This is a genomic window from Aerococcus sanguinicola (assembly GCF_008726925.1).
GTDB lineage: Bacteria > Bacillota > Bacilli > Lactobacillales > Aerococcaceae > Aerococcus.
Genome location: NZ_VYWO01000001.1, coordinates 852,470 through 864,978, shown reverse-complemented (window position 1 = coordinate 864,978; position 12,509 = coordinate 852,470). Strand labels below are relative to the sequence as shown.

27 protein-coding genes are annotated in these 12,509 nt (G+C 42.5%); all 27 read left to right on the top strand.

Features of this window, described 5'->3' with window-relative positions:
- Positions 1-11: 11 nt before the first annotated feature.
- Positions 12-320: a 30S ribosomal protein S10 gene (gene rpsJ / locus F6I03_RS04140; protein ID WP_067973054.1), complete on the top strand. Its 309-nt coding sequence runs from the start codon at positions 12-14 to the stop codon at positions 318-320.
- Positions 321-396: 76 nt separating this feature from the next.
- On the top strand, positions 397-1,032 hold the full coding sequence (gene rplC, locus F6I03_RS04135; protein WP_070430149.1) for a 50S ribosomal protein L3: 636 nt from the start codon (positions 397-399) through the stop codon (positions 1,030-1,032).
- 26 nt (positions 1,033-1,058) lie between these two features.
- The gene (rplD, locus tag F6I03_RS04130) at positions 1,059-1,682 is read left to right on the top strand and encodes a 50S ribosomal protein L4 (RefSeq protein WP_070430150.1); all 624 of its coding nucleotides are present in this window, start codon (positions 1,059-1,061) and stop codon (positions 1,680-1,682) included.
- A complete protein-coding gene (gene rplW / locus F6I03_RS04125; protein WP_070430151.1) occupies positions 1,682-1,975 on the top strand; it encodes a 50S ribosomal protein L23 in 294 nt (97 codons plus the stop codon). Before rplD ends, rplW begins: the two co-directional genes overlap by 1 nt.
- Before the next feature lie 18 nt (positions 1,976-1,993).
- Positions 1,994-2,824, top strand: a complete 831-nt coding sequence (gene rplB / locus F6I03_RS04120; protein ID WP_067973042.1) for a 50S ribosomal protein L2 — start codon at positions 1,994-1,996, stop codon at positions 2,822-2,824.
- A gap of 39 nt (positions 2,825-2,863) precedes the next feature.
- Positions 2,864-3,142: a 30S ribosomal protein S19 gene (gene rpsS, locus F6I03_RS04115; protein ID WP_067973039.1), complete on the top strand. Its 279-nt coding sequence runs from the start codon at positions 2,864-2,866 to the stop codon at positions 3,140-3,142.
- Positions 3,143-3,163: 21 nt separating this feature from the next.
- Entirely contained in the window at positions 3,164-3,517 is a 354-nt protein-coding gene (rplV, locus tag F6I03_RS04110; RefSeq protein ID WP_067973036.1) for a 50S ribosomal protein L22, read from the top strand.
- A 3-nt stretch (positions 3,518-3,520) separates the two neighbouring features.
- Positions 3,521-4,171 carry a 30S ribosomal protein S3 gene (gene rpsC / locus F6I03_RS04105; RefSeq protein ID WP_067973033.1) on the top strand — a complete coding sequence of 217 codons (651 nt, stop codon included), beginning with the start codon at positions 3,521-3,523 and terminating at the stop codon, positions 4,169-4,171.
- Position 4,172: 1 nt separating this feature from the next.
- The gene (gene rplP / locus F6I03_RS04100; protein WP_067973029.1) at positions 4,173-4,601 is read left to right on the top strand and encodes a 50S ribosomal protein L16; all 429 of its coding nucleotides are present in this window, start codon (positions 4,173-4,175) and stop codon (positions 4,599-4,601) included.
- Positions 4,594-4,791: a 50S ribosomal protein L29 gene (gene rpmC / locus F6I03_RS04095; protein WP_070430152.1), complete on the top strand. Its 198-nt coding sequence runs from the start codon at positions 4,594-4,596 to the stop codon at positions 4,789-4,791. The genes rplP and rpmC overlap by 8 nt, the downstream gene beginning before the upstream one ends.
- A 28-nt stretch (positions 4,792-4,819) precedes the next feature.
- The gene (gene rpsQ / locus F6I03_RS04090) at positions 4,820-5,083 is read left to right on the top strand and encodes a 30S ribosomal protein S17 (RefSeq protein WP_070430153.1); all 264 of its coding nucleotides are present in this window, start codon (positions 4,820-4,822) and stop codon (positions 5,081-5,083) included.
- A gap of 28 nt (positions 5,084-5,111) precedes the next feature.
- Positions 5,112-5,480 (top strand): 50S ribosomal protein L14, encoded by a 369-nt coding sequence (rplN, locus tag F6I03_RS04085; RefSeq protein ID WP_070430154.1) that lies wholly within the window; start codon positions 5,112-5,114, stop codon positions 5,478-5,480.
- Between the two features lie 28 nt (positions 5,481-5,508).
- Positions 5,509-5,817, top strand: a complete 309-nt coding sequence (gene rplX, locus F6I03_RS04080; protein WP_070430155.1) for a 50S ribosomal protein L24 — start codon at positions 5,509-5,511, stop codon at positions 5,815-5,817.
- Positions 5,818-5,840: 23 nt separating this feature from the next.
- A complete protein-coding gene (gene rplE, locus F6I03_RS04075) occupies positions 5,841-6,383 on the top strand; it encodes a 50S ribosomal protein L5 (RefSeq protein WP_070430156.1) in 543 nt (180 codons plus the stop codon).
- A gap of 18 nt (positions 6,384-6,401) precedes the next feature.
- Entirely contained in the window at positions 6,402-6,587 is a 186-nt protein-coding gene (locus F6I03_RS04070) for a type Z 30S ribosomal protein S14 (RefSeq protein ID WP_083272384.1), read from the top strand.
- Between the two features lie 34 nt (positions 6,588-6,621).
- Entirely contained in the window at positions 6,622-7,020 is a 399-nt protein-coding gene (gene rpsH / locus F6I03_RS04065; protein ID WP_067973014.1) for a 30S ribosomal protein S8, read from the top strand.
- Positions 7,021-7,058: 38 nt separating this feature from the next.
- Positions 7,059-7,595: a 50S ribosomal protein L6 gene (rplF, locus tag F6I03_RS04060; protein WP_067973011.1), complete on the top strand. Its 537-nt coding sequence runs from the start codon at positions 7,059-7,061 to the stop codon at positions 7,593-7,595.
- A gap of 55 nt (positions 7,596-7,650) precedes the next feature.
- A complete protein-coding gene (gene rplR, locus F6I03_RS04055; RefSeq protein WP_070430157.1) occupies positions 7,651-7,998 on the top strand; it encodes a 50S ribosomal protein L18 in 348 nt (115 codons plus the stop codon).
- 20 nt (positions 7,999-8,018) lie between these two features.
- Positions 8,019-8,525 carry a 30S ribosomal protein S5 gene (gene rpsE / locus F6I03_RS04050; RefSeq protein ID WP_070430158.1) on the top strand — a complete coding sequence of 169 codons (507 nt, stop codon included), beginning with the start codon at positions 8,019-8,021 and terminating at the stop codon, positions 8,523-8,525.
- A gap of 13 nt (positions 8,526-8,538) precedes the next feature.
- A complete protein-coding gene (gene rpmD, locus F6I03_RS04045) occupies positions 8,539-8,721 on the top strand; it encodes a 50S ribosomal protein L30 (RefSeq protein WP_070430159.1) in 183 nt (60 codons plus the stop codon).
- 33 nt (positions 8,722-8,754) lie between these two features.
- Entirely contained in the window at positions 8,755-9,195 is a 441-nt protein-coding gene (gene rplO, locus F6I03_RS04040; protein WP_070430160.1) for a 50S ribosomal protein L15, read from the top strand.
- Entirely contained in the window at positions 9,195-10,493 is a 1,299-nt protein-coding gene (secY, locus tag F6I03_RS04035; protein WP_070430161.1) for a preprotein translocase subunit SecY, read from the top strand. Before rplO ends, secY begins: the two co-directional genes overlap by 1 nt.
- A 27-nt stretch (positions 10,494-10,520) precedes the next feature.
- The gene (locus F6I03_RS04030) at positions 10,521-11,168 is read left to right on the top strand and encodes an adenylate kinase (RefSeq protein ID WP_070430162.1); all 648 of its coding nucleotides are present in this window, start codon (positions 10,521-10,523) and stop codon (positions 11,166-11,168) included.
- A gap of 120 nt (positions 11,169-11,288) precedes the next feature.
- Positions 11,289-11,507 (top strand): translation initiation factor IF-1, encoded by a 219-nt coding sequence (gene infA / locus F6I03_RS04025; protein WP_067972992.1) that lies wholly within the window; start codon positions 11,289-11,291, stop codon positions 11,505-11,507.
- Positions 11,508-11,534: 27 nt separating this feature from the next.
- On the top strand, positions 11,535-11,648 hold the full coding sequence (rpmJ, locus tag F6I03_RS04020) for a 50S ribosomal protein L36 (protein ID WP_083272385.1): 114 nt from the start codon (positions 11,535-11,537) through the stop codon (positions 11,646-11,648).
- Between the two features lie 19 nt (positions 11,649-11,667).
- Positions 11,668-12,033, top strand: coding sequence for a 30S ribosomal protein S13 (gene rpsM, locus F6I03_RS04015; RefSeq protein WP_070430163.1), 366 nt, complete (start codon positions 11,668-11,670; stop codon positions 12,031-12,033).
- A gap of 32 nt (positions 12,034-12,065) precedes the next feature.
- Positions 12,066-12,458, top strand: coding sequence for a 30S ribosomal protein S11 (rpsK, locus tag F6I03_RS04010; RefSeq protein WP_067972985.1), 393 nt, complete (start codon positions 12,066-12,068; stop codon positions 12,456-12,458).
- Positions 12,459-12,509 lie beyond the last annotated feature (51 nt).

Here is a 12,509-nt window from a genome sequence, read left to right as displayed (position 1 = left end):
AGGAAACAAACATGGCAAAACAAAAAATTCGTATCCGCTTAAAAGCTTACGAACACCGTGCGCTTGATCAATCCGCACAAAAAATCGTAGAAACTGCAAAACGTACAGGGGCAGAGGTTGCTGGACCTGTTCCACTTCCAACTGAACGTTCATTATTTACCGTAATCCGTGCGACACACAAGTACAAAGATTCACGGGAACAATTCGAACTACGTACCCACAAACGTTTAGTGGATATCGTAAATCCAACACCTAAGACGGTTGATGCACTAATGAAATTAGACTTACCGTCAGGCGTTAACATTGAAATCAAACTTTAATTCCATTATCCTAGAGAAGTTGTAGAACTTCGCATTAATTTAGTTATCAAATTTAAAAAATTACGGAGGTGTAATCATGACTAAAGGAATCTTAGGTAAAAAAGTAGGGATGACGCAATACTTTACTGAGTCAGGCGAATTAGTTCCTGTAACTGTTGTCGAAGTGACTCCTAACGTTGTGTTGCAAGTAAAATCTAATGAAACAGATGGTTACGAAGCAGTGCAATTAGGTTTCGACGATAAACGTGAAGTATTAGCTAACAAACCTGAAAAAGGTCATGTAGCAAAAGCAGAAACTACTCCTAAGCGCTTCATTCGCGAATTTCGTAATGTAGAGCTTGGAGAGTACGAAGTAGGTAAAGAAGTAACGGTAGATATCTTCCAAGCAGGCGACATTGTCGATGTAACGGGAACTTCTAAAGGTAAAGGTTTCCAAGGCGCGATCAAACGTCATGGTCAACAACGTGGTCCAATGTCACACGGTTCACATTACCACCGTGCAGCTGGTTCAATGGGTATGGCTTCTGATGCTTCTAAAGTATTCAAGGGCAAAGCTCTTCCAGGCCGCATGGGTGGCAACACAGTGACAATCCAAAACCTAGAAATCGTTAAAGTCTTAGCTGACCAAAACGCTATCCTGATTAAAGGGAATGTACCTGGTGCTAAGAAATCATTAGTAGAAATTAAAAGTGCTAACAGCGCACAAGCCTAATAATTGAGGAAGGGAGGAATTTCAGAATGGCTAATGTAACAGTATTTAAACAAGATGGTTCACAAGCAGGCGAAATCAACTTAAACGATAACGTATTCGCAATTGAACCAAACGAAAACGCAATCTATGATGTTGTAATTATGCAACAAGCTTCTTTACGCCAAGGGACCCACGATGTGAAATCACGTGGCGAAGTAAGCGGCGGTGGCCGTAAACCATGGCGTCAAAAAGGGACTGGCCGTGCACGTCAAGGCTCAATCCGTTCTCCTCAATGGGTAGGCGGTGGCCGCGCATTCGGACCAACTCCACGCTCTTACCAATACAAATTACCTCGCAAGGTACGTCGTTTAGCGCTTAAATCTGTGCTATCACAAAAAGTTGCTGAAGGTAATTTAATCGTAGTGGACGCTTTAAACTTCGACCAAGCTAAAACTAAAGAATTCAAAGCTGTATTAAACAACTTAAATGTTGACAGCAAAGTGCTTGCCGTAATCGATGCTGACAACCAAGAAGCAGCCCGCGCTGCCCGTAACTTGGCTAAGGTAACCGTTGTTGACGAAAAGAACGTAAATGTTTATGACCTCGTAAACAATGAAAAAGTTATCATTACGCAATCTGCACTTTCTGATCTAGAGGAGGTACTTGCATAATGACAGCACATGACATTATCAAACGTCCAGTCATTACTGAAGCATCAATGGATGCCATGGACGACAACAAATATACCTTCGAAGTTGATGTAAACGCCAATAAAGCAGCAGTTAAACATGCCATTGAAGAAATCTTCGACGTAACTGTTGTTAAAGTAAACATCATGAACGTGAAAGGTAAATTAAAACGTATGGGCCGCTACGCTGGTTATACCCGTAAGACCCGTAAAGCAATCGTGACTTTAGCTGAAGGCGACGCAATCGAAATCTTCGGCGCAGAAGACGCAGAATAAGAATAGGAGGAAACGAACGTGGCGATTAAAAAATATAAAGCTACTTCTAATGGTCGTCGTAACATGTCAGGTTATGACTTCTCAGAAATCACTAAATCGACTCCTGAGAAAACCCTCTTAGAAAAACAAAGCAAGCGTGCAGGTCGTAATAACCGTGGTAGCATCACAGTTCGTCACCACGGAGGCGGCCACAAGCAAGCTTACCGTATTATCGACTTCAAACGTAACAAAGATGATATCGAAGGTGTTGTTAAGGCAATCGAATACGATCCAAATCGTTCAGCAAACATTGCTTTAATCCACTATACTGACGGTGTCAAAGCTTACATCATCGCACCTAAGGGCCTTAAAGTAGGGACCCGCATCATGTCTGGTGAAAATGCCGACATTAAAGTAGGTAACGCCCTACCATTACGCTCTATCCCAGTGGGTACTGTTATCCACAATATCGAAACTAAGCCAGGTAAAGGTGGCCAATTAGTTCGTGCAGCTGGGACAAGCGCTCAAGTATTAGGTAAAGAAGACAAATACGTACTGGTTAAATTGAGCTCAGGCGAAGTTCGTATGATCTTAGGCACTTGCCGCGCAACAGTTGGTTCTGTTGGTAATGAACAACATGAACTTGTTACTGTTGGTAAAGCAGGTCGTTCACGCTGGTTAGGCAAACGTCCAACCGTTCGTGGTTCTGTTATGAACCCTAACGATCACCCTCACGGTGGTGGTGAAGGTCGTGCACCAATCGGACGTAAGGTTCAAATGACACCTTGGGGCAAACCTGCTCGTGGGATCAAGACACGTGATAAGAACGCACGCAGCAATAAACTTATTGTTCGTCGTCGTAACAAATAGCACTTCCATTAAATAGGAGATACGAAAGGAGCCAAATATATGAGCCGCAGTATTAAGAAAGGGCCTTTCTGTGACGACCATTTAATGAAAAAAGTGGAAGCACAGCAAGATGCCGACAAAAAATCAGTAATCAAAACCTGGTCACGTCGTTCAACGATTTTCCCTAACTTCATCGGGTTAACAATCGCTGTTTATGATGGACGCAAGCACGTACCAGTTTACATTCAAGAAGACATGGTTGGCCACAAATTAGGTGAATTTGTACCAACACGTACTTATCGTGGACATGCGAAAGACGATAAAGCAACACGTCGTTAAGATGAGGGGAGGAAATAAATAATGGCAGAACAAACAACTGCAAAAGCAACTGCAAGAACAGTTCGCATCTCTGCTCGCAAAGCACGCTTAGTTATCGATTTAATCCGTAACAAGACAGTCGGCGAAGCAATTGCTATTCTAAAGAACACTCCTCGTGCAGCATCGCCTGTAATCGAGAAAGTGTTGAACTCAGCAATCGCAAATGCAGAACACAACTATGACTTAGATGTCAGCAAATTATTTATCAGTGAAGCATATGTGAACGAAGGGCCTACAATGAAACGTTTCCGCCCTCGTGCAAAAGGTGGCGCCTCAAGAATCAACAAGCGTACCAGTCACATCACTGTTGTGGTAAAAGAAGCAGGGGAGGAATAATTAGTGGGTCAAAAAATTAATCCTACCGGTTTGCGTATCGGAGTTATCAAAGACTGGGACGCACGCTGGTATGCAGAAAAAGATTACGCAGATACTTTGCATGAAGACTTAAGCATCCGTGAATACATTGACAAAGCCTTGAGCGAAGCTTCAGTTTCTAACGTTGAAATTGAACGTGCTGCTAACAAGGTTAATGTAAACATCCACACTGCTAAACCAGGTATGGTTATCGGTAAAGGTGGGTCAGAAGTTGATGCATTACGTAAGAGCTTAAATAACTTAACAGGTAAACGTGTACACATCAATGTGGTTGAAATCAAGAACCCAGACTTAGATGCACGCTTAGTTGCTAAGAATATTTGTGAACAGCTTGAAAACCGTGTGGCCTTCCGTCGTGCGCAAAAACAAGCCGTTCAACGTACAATGAAAGCTGGCGCTCAAGGGATCAAAGTTATGGTTTCCGGCCGTTTAAACGGTGCAGATATGGCGCGTTCAGAAACAACTGACGAAGGAACTGTTCCATTACATACTTTACGTGCAGATATTGACTATGCATGGGAAGAAGCAGATACAACTTACGGTAAGATCGGTGTCAAAGTATGGATTTGTCGTGGTGAAGTCCTTCCTACAGTAAATAATCAAGAGGAGGAATAGCATGTTAGTACCAAAACGTGTAAAACATAGACGTGAATTCCGCGGTAAAATGCGCGGCGAAGCTAAAGGCGGAAAAGAAATTGCTTACGGCGAATACGGTCTACAAGCTCTAGATTCAAAATGGATTACTAACCGTCAAATTGAATCTGCGCGTATCGCCATGACACGTTTCATGAAACGTGGCGGGAAAGTTTGGATCAAAATCTTCCCTCATAAATCATATACCGCAAAAGCTATTGGTGTTCGGATGGGTTCTGGTAAAGGTGCTCCTGAAGGATGGGTTGCTCCCGTTAAACGTGGGAAAATCATGTTCGAAGTAGGCGGCGTTCCTGAAGAAGTTGCAAAAGAAGCGCTTCGTTTAGCAATGCATAAATTACCAGTTCGTTGCAAAATCGTAAAACGTGAAATTGGTGGTGAACTGAATGACTAAATTTGAAGAAATTAAAAATTTATCCGCTGCTGAACTTGAAGCAAAGGAAAAAGAATACAGACAAGAGTTGTTCAATCTCAGATTCCAATTGGCAACAGGTCAGTTAGAAAATACAGCACGCATCAAACAAGTGCGCAAAGAAATTGCTCGTATTAAAACCGCTCTACGCCAGGCAGAATTAGCTAAGTAATCATCAGTGAAGGAGGGAACCCAGTAGTATGGCAGAACGTAATAACCGTAAAGTATACCAAGGACGCGTTGTTTCTGACAAAATGGAAAAGACCATCGTTGTCCAAGTAGATACTTTTAAATTCCATCCAACTTATGGAAAACGTATTAAATACTCTAAAAAATATAAAGCACATGATGAAAACAATTCAGCAAAAATGGGTGATATTGTACGAATTATGGAAACACGTCCATTATCCAAAGATAAGCACTTCCGTCTTGTTGAAATCGTTGAAGAATCAGTTATCATTTAACAATTAACTGGAAGGAGGATACTTTAGGATGATTCAAACAGAAACTCGTATGAAAGTGGCTGATAACTCAGGCGCTCGTGAGGTTTTAACTATTAGTGTACTCGGCGGATCAGGCCGTAAGACCGCTAATATTGGTGACGTCGTAGTTTGTTCAGTGAAGAACGCTACACCAGGTGGCGTTGTTAAGAAGGGTGACGTTGTCAAAGCTGTTATCGTTCGTAGCAAGAGCGGCACACGTCGTGCAGATGGGTCATACATCAAATTTGACGAAAATGCATGCGTGATTATCCGCGACGACAAGACACCTCGTGGTACTCGTATCTTTGGCCCAGTTGCTCGGGAATTGCGCGAAAACAATTTCATGAAGATTGTTTCCCTAGCTCCAGAAGTATTATAATAAAAGATCAAAAAGGAGGTGCCCATCGATGCGTATTAAAACAGGTGATACTGTAATTGTGATTGCAGGTAAAGATAAAGGAACGCAAGCAACAGTTAAGCAAACTTTACCAAAACAAGATAAAGTCATTGTCGAAGGCGTAAACATTGTTAAGAAACACCAAAAACCTTCACAAGCAAACCCTCAAGGCGGAATTGTGGAAGAAGAAGCGCCAATCCATGTTTCTAACGTTCAATTAGTAGATCCAAAAACGGGCGAGAAAACACGCGTAGGTATCGAAGTAAAAGATGGCAAACGTGTACGTGTAGCTCGTAAATCTGGCGAAGCAATTGACTAATACGGGAAGGAGGACAATAGAACATGACTAATCGTTTAAAAGAAAAATACACAAACGACATCGTACCAGCATTAATTGAAAAATTTAATTATAGCTCTCCAATGCAAACTCCTAAGATTGACAAAATTGTCATCAACATGGGTGTTGGTGATGCTGTAACTAACTCTAAGAACTTAGACAAAGCAGTTGAAGAGTTAACTTTAATTTCAGGTCAAAAACCAGTTATTACCCATGCTAAGAAATCTATCGCTGGCTTCCGTTTACGTGAAGGAATGCCTATCGGTGCTAAAGTCACCCTACGTGGCGAACGCATGTATGACTTCTTAGACAAGCTAATCACTGTATCATTGCCACGTGTACGTGACTTCCGCGGAATCAGCAAACGCTCATTCGATGGCCGTGGGAACTACACCTTAGGCATCCGTGAACAATTAATCTTCCCTGAAATCGACTTTGATAATGTTGACAAAGTACGCGGGATGGATATCGTAATTGTTACAACTGCAAATACTGATGAAGAATCTAAAGAGTTATTAACTCAAATTGGAATGCCGTTCCAAAAATAATAGGAGGAGGGAATCGATTTGGCTAAAAAATCAATGATTGCGAAAAATAAACGCAAAGCAAAATATTCAACACAAGAATACACACGCTGCGAACGCTGCGGCCGTCCACACTCTGTTTACCGTAAATTCAAGCTATGCCGTATCTGCCTCCGTGAACTTGCCTATAAAGGACAAATTCCTGGTGTCAGAAAAGCTAGTTGGTAATCGAGAGTAATAAGTAAAGGAGGGTGAACAGGTAATGGTCATGACAGATCCAATCGCTGATTTCTTAACACGCGTGCGTAACGCAAATATGGTACGCCACGAGTCTTTTGAAGTTCCAGCATCAGCAATGAAAGTTGCAATCACAAAGATTCTTAAAGAAGAAGGTTACATCAAAGATTTCGAAGTCATTGAAGATGACAAACAAGGTATCATCCGTGTCTTCATGAAATATGGTAAGAATAACGAACGTGTAATCACTAACTTAAAACGTATTTCTAAACCAGGTTTACGTGTTTATGCAAAAACTGATGAAGTCCCTAAAGTCTTAAACGGTTTAGGAATTGCCATCATCTCTACTTCTGAAGGTGTTATCACTGATAAAGAAGCACGCGCTAAAAACGTTGGTGGCGAAGTCTTAGCTTACGTATGGTAAGCCCTTAAAAAAATAAAATTGAAAGAGGTGCAGTCTAGATGAGTCGTGTTGGTAATAAACCAGTAACAATTCCTAGTAACGTAACCATCGATGTACAAGACCACACTTTAACCGTTAAAGGCCCTAAAGGTGAACTGACTCGTACATTCGATCCACAAATCACAATCAATGTAGAAGAAAACGAAATCACTTTCGAACGTCCTAACAACCAAAAGAATGTTCGCGCTTTACACGGGACGACTCGTGCTTTAGTTAATAACATGGTTCTAGGGGTTAGCGAAGGTTTCAAGAAAACCTTACTCTTACAAGGGGTAGGTTACCGTGCACAAGCCCAAGGAAACAAATTAACGCTGAGCGTTGGTCTTTCCCACCCAGCAGAATTTGATATTCCAGAAGGTATCGAAGTTGATTTACCATCCAATACTGAAATTAATATTTCAGGTGCTGATAAAGACTTAGTTGGCCAATTCGCCGCTAACGTTCGTGAAATTCGTCGTCCAGAACCTTACAAAGGTAAAGGGGTACGTTACTCTGACGAACACATTATCCGTAAAGAAGGTAAAACCGGTAAATAATCTTAGGATTATCCTTACCTATCAAATTAAAGTAGAAATTAAGAGGTGAACCATTTTGATTAGCAAACCAGATAAAAATGTCTTACGTAAAAAACGTCACGCACGTGTACGTCGTCACATTTCTGGAACAGCAGAGTGCCCACGCTTGAGCGTTTTCCGCTCAAATAAACACATCTACGCTCAATTAATTGATGACGTAGCGGGTGTTACGCTTGCAAGTGCCTCTGATGGTGAAGAAACTGGGACAAAAGTTGAAAAAGCTGCAGCAGTTGGTAAGAAGATTGCCCAAGCAGCAGTCGAACAAGATGTCAAAACCGTTGTCTTTGACCGTGGCGGTTACCAATATCACGGCCGTGTTCAAGCCTTGGCTGACGCTGCACGTGAAAACGGACTAGAATTTTAGGAAAAGGAGGAAGCCATAACATGACAAACAAATTTGTACAAGTTAACGACCGTGAAATCGAAGATCGCGTTGTTGCTATCAATCGTGTCACTAAAGTAGTTAAAGGTGGCCGTCGCATGAACTTCTCAGCACTTGTTGTAGTTGGCGACAAAGATGGACACGTTGGATTCGGTACAGGTAAGGCTGCTGAAGTTCCTGAAGCAATCCGTAAAGCGGTTGAAGCTGCTAAGAAGAACATGATCGAAGTTCCTCGCGCAGGTACCACTATCCCTCATGAAGTATTAGGTATCTTCAACGGAGGCCAAGTCCTCTTGAAACCAGCCAAGAACGGTTCTGGGGTAGCCGCTGGTGGCCCTGTTCGTGCCGTTGTTGAATTAGCAGGTATTGCAGATATCACTTCTAAGTCACTCGGATCAAACACTCCAATTAACATTGTGCGTGCAACCATCCAAGGGCTAAAAGAATTGAAATCACCTGAAGAAATCGCTGAATTACGTGGTAAATCAGTTGAAGAAATCTTAGGTTAAGGAGGCTTACAACATGGCAAAAGTTCAAATAACTTTAAAACGCAGTGTTATCGGTCGTCCAGATGACCAAATCAAAACCTGCCAAGCGCTGGGCCTAACCCGGACTGGTCGTACAGTTGAAAAAGAAACTAATGCAGCGATCGATGGCATGATCAAGAAGATTGCGCATTTAGTTGAAGTTAAAGAAGTAAAATAATACAATAAGAAATAAGGAGGTGCCTTGAAGATTATGAAATTACACGAGTTAAAAGCAAGTGAAGGATCACGTCATGTCCGTAACCGTTTAGGACGTGGATCTGGATCAGGTAACGGTAAGACTTCAGGTCGCGGCCAAAAAGGTCAAAAAGCTCGTTCAGGCGGTAAAGTTCGTTTAGGTTTTGAAGGTGGGCAAACCCCATTGTACCGTCGTATCCCTAAACGTGGTTTTACAAACATTAACCGCAAAGAATTTGCGATTGTTAATGTGGACGATCTTAATGTTTTTGAAGATGGCGCAGAAGTAACGCCAGAAGCTTTAGTAGAAGCTGGCCTCGTTAAGAATACGAAGAAAGCTATTAAAGTTTTAGGTGCTGGTGAATTAGAACGCAAACTAACCGTTAAAGCAGCTAAATTCTCAGCTACAGCTAAAGAAGCAATTGAAGCAGCTGGGGGCACAATCGAGGTGATCTAATGTTCACTACTCTGAAAGCTGTATTTCAGGACAAAGACGTTAGAAGTCGCATACTCTTTACTTTGGGAATGTTAATTGTGTTCCGTCTCGGGACACATATAACAGTTCCAGGAGTGAATGCACAAGCGATAAATACGCTCGTAAATTCAGGGCTCTTTGGTCTATTGAATACCTTTGGCGGTGGGGCCTTGCACAATTACTCAATCTTTTCCTTAGGGGTTTCCCCCTATATCACGGCTCAGATTGTGGTACAGCTTTTGCAGATGGACATTGTGCCAGCCTTTACAGAATGGTCGAAACAAGGTGAAGTGGGACGGCGTAAGCTGAATAAGTGGACGCGCTATCTCTCCGTTCTTGTTTCTTTCTTCCAAGCCATTGCGATTTCGGTTGGCTTTAACTCCCTCTCGCAATTCGGCCTGATCAAGGATCCAGGCATGCTGACCTACTGTATCATTGCTTTAGTTATGACTGCAGGGTCTATGCTCGTCGTATGGATCGGAGAACAAATCACCCAGTTCGGTATTGGGAACGGGGTTTCCTTGATTATCTTCTCGGGTATTGTTGCTCGTATCCCTGGTGAAATTCTCACCGCTGTCAAGAAGGGCTTGATTGATGTAACTGACCAAGCTCAGTTCACTCAAAATGCCATCTTCGGTGGTGTTTTTACCCTTGTTGCATTACTTCTAATTATCTTAGTTGTTTACGTGAACCAAGCTGAGCGGCGCATTCCTGTGCGCTATTCCAAGCGGGCCAGCACGGTAGTGGAACAATCCCACATGCCGTTGAAGATTAACTCCGCTGGGGTGATCCCAGTTATCTTCGCTAGCTCGATCATCATGGTGCCACAGACTGTTCTCAGTCTTTTGTCGGCCCAGTTCTCAGATGCAGCCTGGTTCAAAACAGCAGAGACAGTCTTTAATCTCGAACAACCTATTGGGATGACCATTTATGCCGTAACGATTGTGCTCTTCACATTCTTCTACGCGCATATCCAAATCAATCCTGAACGTGTTGCCGAGAACTTCCAAAAATCAGGCGCTTATATCCCTAGTGTGCGTCCTGGTTTGCCAACAGAACGTTATATTTCCAAGATGCTCAATCGTTTAAGCAGTGTTGGCTCATTATTCCTAATGATGATTGCCATCCTACCTCTAATGGGGTCCTATTTCTTTGATCTTCCGCGAACGATTGGTCTTGGAGGGACAAGTTTACTCATCGTTGTTGGTGTTGCACTCGATACAGCTAAACAAATTGAAGGTCGCTTGATCAAGCGGCGCTATGTAGGCTTTATTCGCTAGTCAAGAATTAAAGTTCGGAGGATGGAAATGAATATTATTTTGATGGGACTGCCAGGTGCTGGTAAGGGTACCCAAGCAGAAAAAATTGTGGCAACTTATGACATTCCGCATATTTCTACGGGAGATATGTTCCGTCAAGCCATCAAAGACCAAACCCCACTCGGTAAAGAAGCGAAGTCATATATGGATAAGGGCGGCCTTGTCCCTGATGAAGTGACGAATGGGATTGTTAAAGAACGTTTGCAGCAAGCAGACACAGAAGCTAAGGGCTTCATGTTGGATGGCTTCCCTCGGACCCTCAACCAAGCTAAAGCCTTGGAAGAGATCCTTGAAGACATCGATAAAACAATCGATGCAGTTATCTACATCGATGTGGATCCTGAAGTTCTAGAAAAACGCCTCAGTGGTCGGATTATCTGTGGCAATTGTGGGGCAACCTTCAATGTCAACTTTAACCCACCTAAAGAAGAAGGCGTCTGCGATCGTTGTGGGGCAGAAGAATTCTATACCCGCGACGATGACAAGGCTGAAGTGGTTAAGAATCGGATCGAAGTGAACCAAGAGCAACAAGCACCAATCCTCGACTTCTACGAAAGTCAAGGCAAGGTTCACCGTGTGCCGGGCGATATCGGAATCGATAATGTCTTTAACGAAATTAAAAAGATCATTGAATAAATCCTTGATTTAGATGTTCTTTAATGGTATAATGTTCAGGTTAATCCTATTGAGAACTTTTGAGATGAGTTTTTCTTCATGTTGTCGTGTCGCACATATGTGTAACGAGGAGGAAATATAGTGTCTAAAGAAGATATGATCGAAGTAGAAGGTACGGTTACTGAGACCCTACCTAATGCAATGTTCAAAGTCGAACTTGAAAACGGCGTAGAGATTCTTGCCCATGTTTCTGGGAAGATTCGTGTGAATTATATTCGAATTCTACCGGGTGACCGTGTAAAAGTCGAAATGTCTCCATATGATCTGACCAAGGGACGGATTACATATCGTTTCAAGTAATTTCTAAATGATATAAGGAGGTCAATCGTGAAAGTTAGAGCGTCTGTTAAACCAATTTGCGACAAATGCAAAGTGATTCGTCGTAATGGCAAAGTCATGGTAATTTGCCAAAACCCTAAACATAAACAACGCCAAGGTTAATAAAGGAGGTGCCAATCGAATGGCTCGTATTGCAGGTGTAGATATTCCACGTAACAAACGTGTTGTCATTGCCTTAACATATATTTATGGGATCGGAAACACAACAGCTAAACAAATCTTAGCTGATGCTGGTGTCTCTGAAGATATCCGTGTGAACGATCTAAGCAATGACGAATTAGACAAGATTCGTGCAGAAGTTGATAAGATCAAGGTTGAAGGTGACTTACGTCGCGATGTCAACATGGACATCAAACGTTTACAAGAAATCGGTTCCTACCGTGGTATGCGTCACCGTCGTAACCTACCAGTTCGCGGTCAAAATACTAAGAACAATGCTCGTACCCGTAAAGGTCGCGGCGTAGCGATCCCTGGTAAGAAGAAATAATTAATTTAAAGTAAAGGAGGCAAGTTAATCAAATGGCTAAAGCAAAACGTCAAACACGTAAACGTCGTGTGAAGAAGAATGTTGAAGTTGGTGTCGCTCATATCCACTCAACTTTCAATAATACTATTGTTATGATTACTGATGAACATGGTAACGCAATTTCATGGTCATCTGCAGGTGCACTTGGTTTCAAGGGTTCTCGTAAATCAACACCTTATGCTGCCCAAATGGCTTCAGAAGCTGCTTCTAAGACAGCTATGGACCAAGGCATGAAGACAGTTGAAGTTTCTGTTAAAGGCCCAGGACCTGGTCGTGAATCTGCAATTCGTGCTTTACAAGCTGCTGGTTTGGAAGTTACCTCAATTCGTGACGTAACCCCAATCCCACATAACGGTTGCCGTCCTCCAAAACGTCGTCGTGTATAGTACTGTTTTTCAAACAGCTTGCCGAAAACTTTTTGGAAGCAGTAGTGGTGC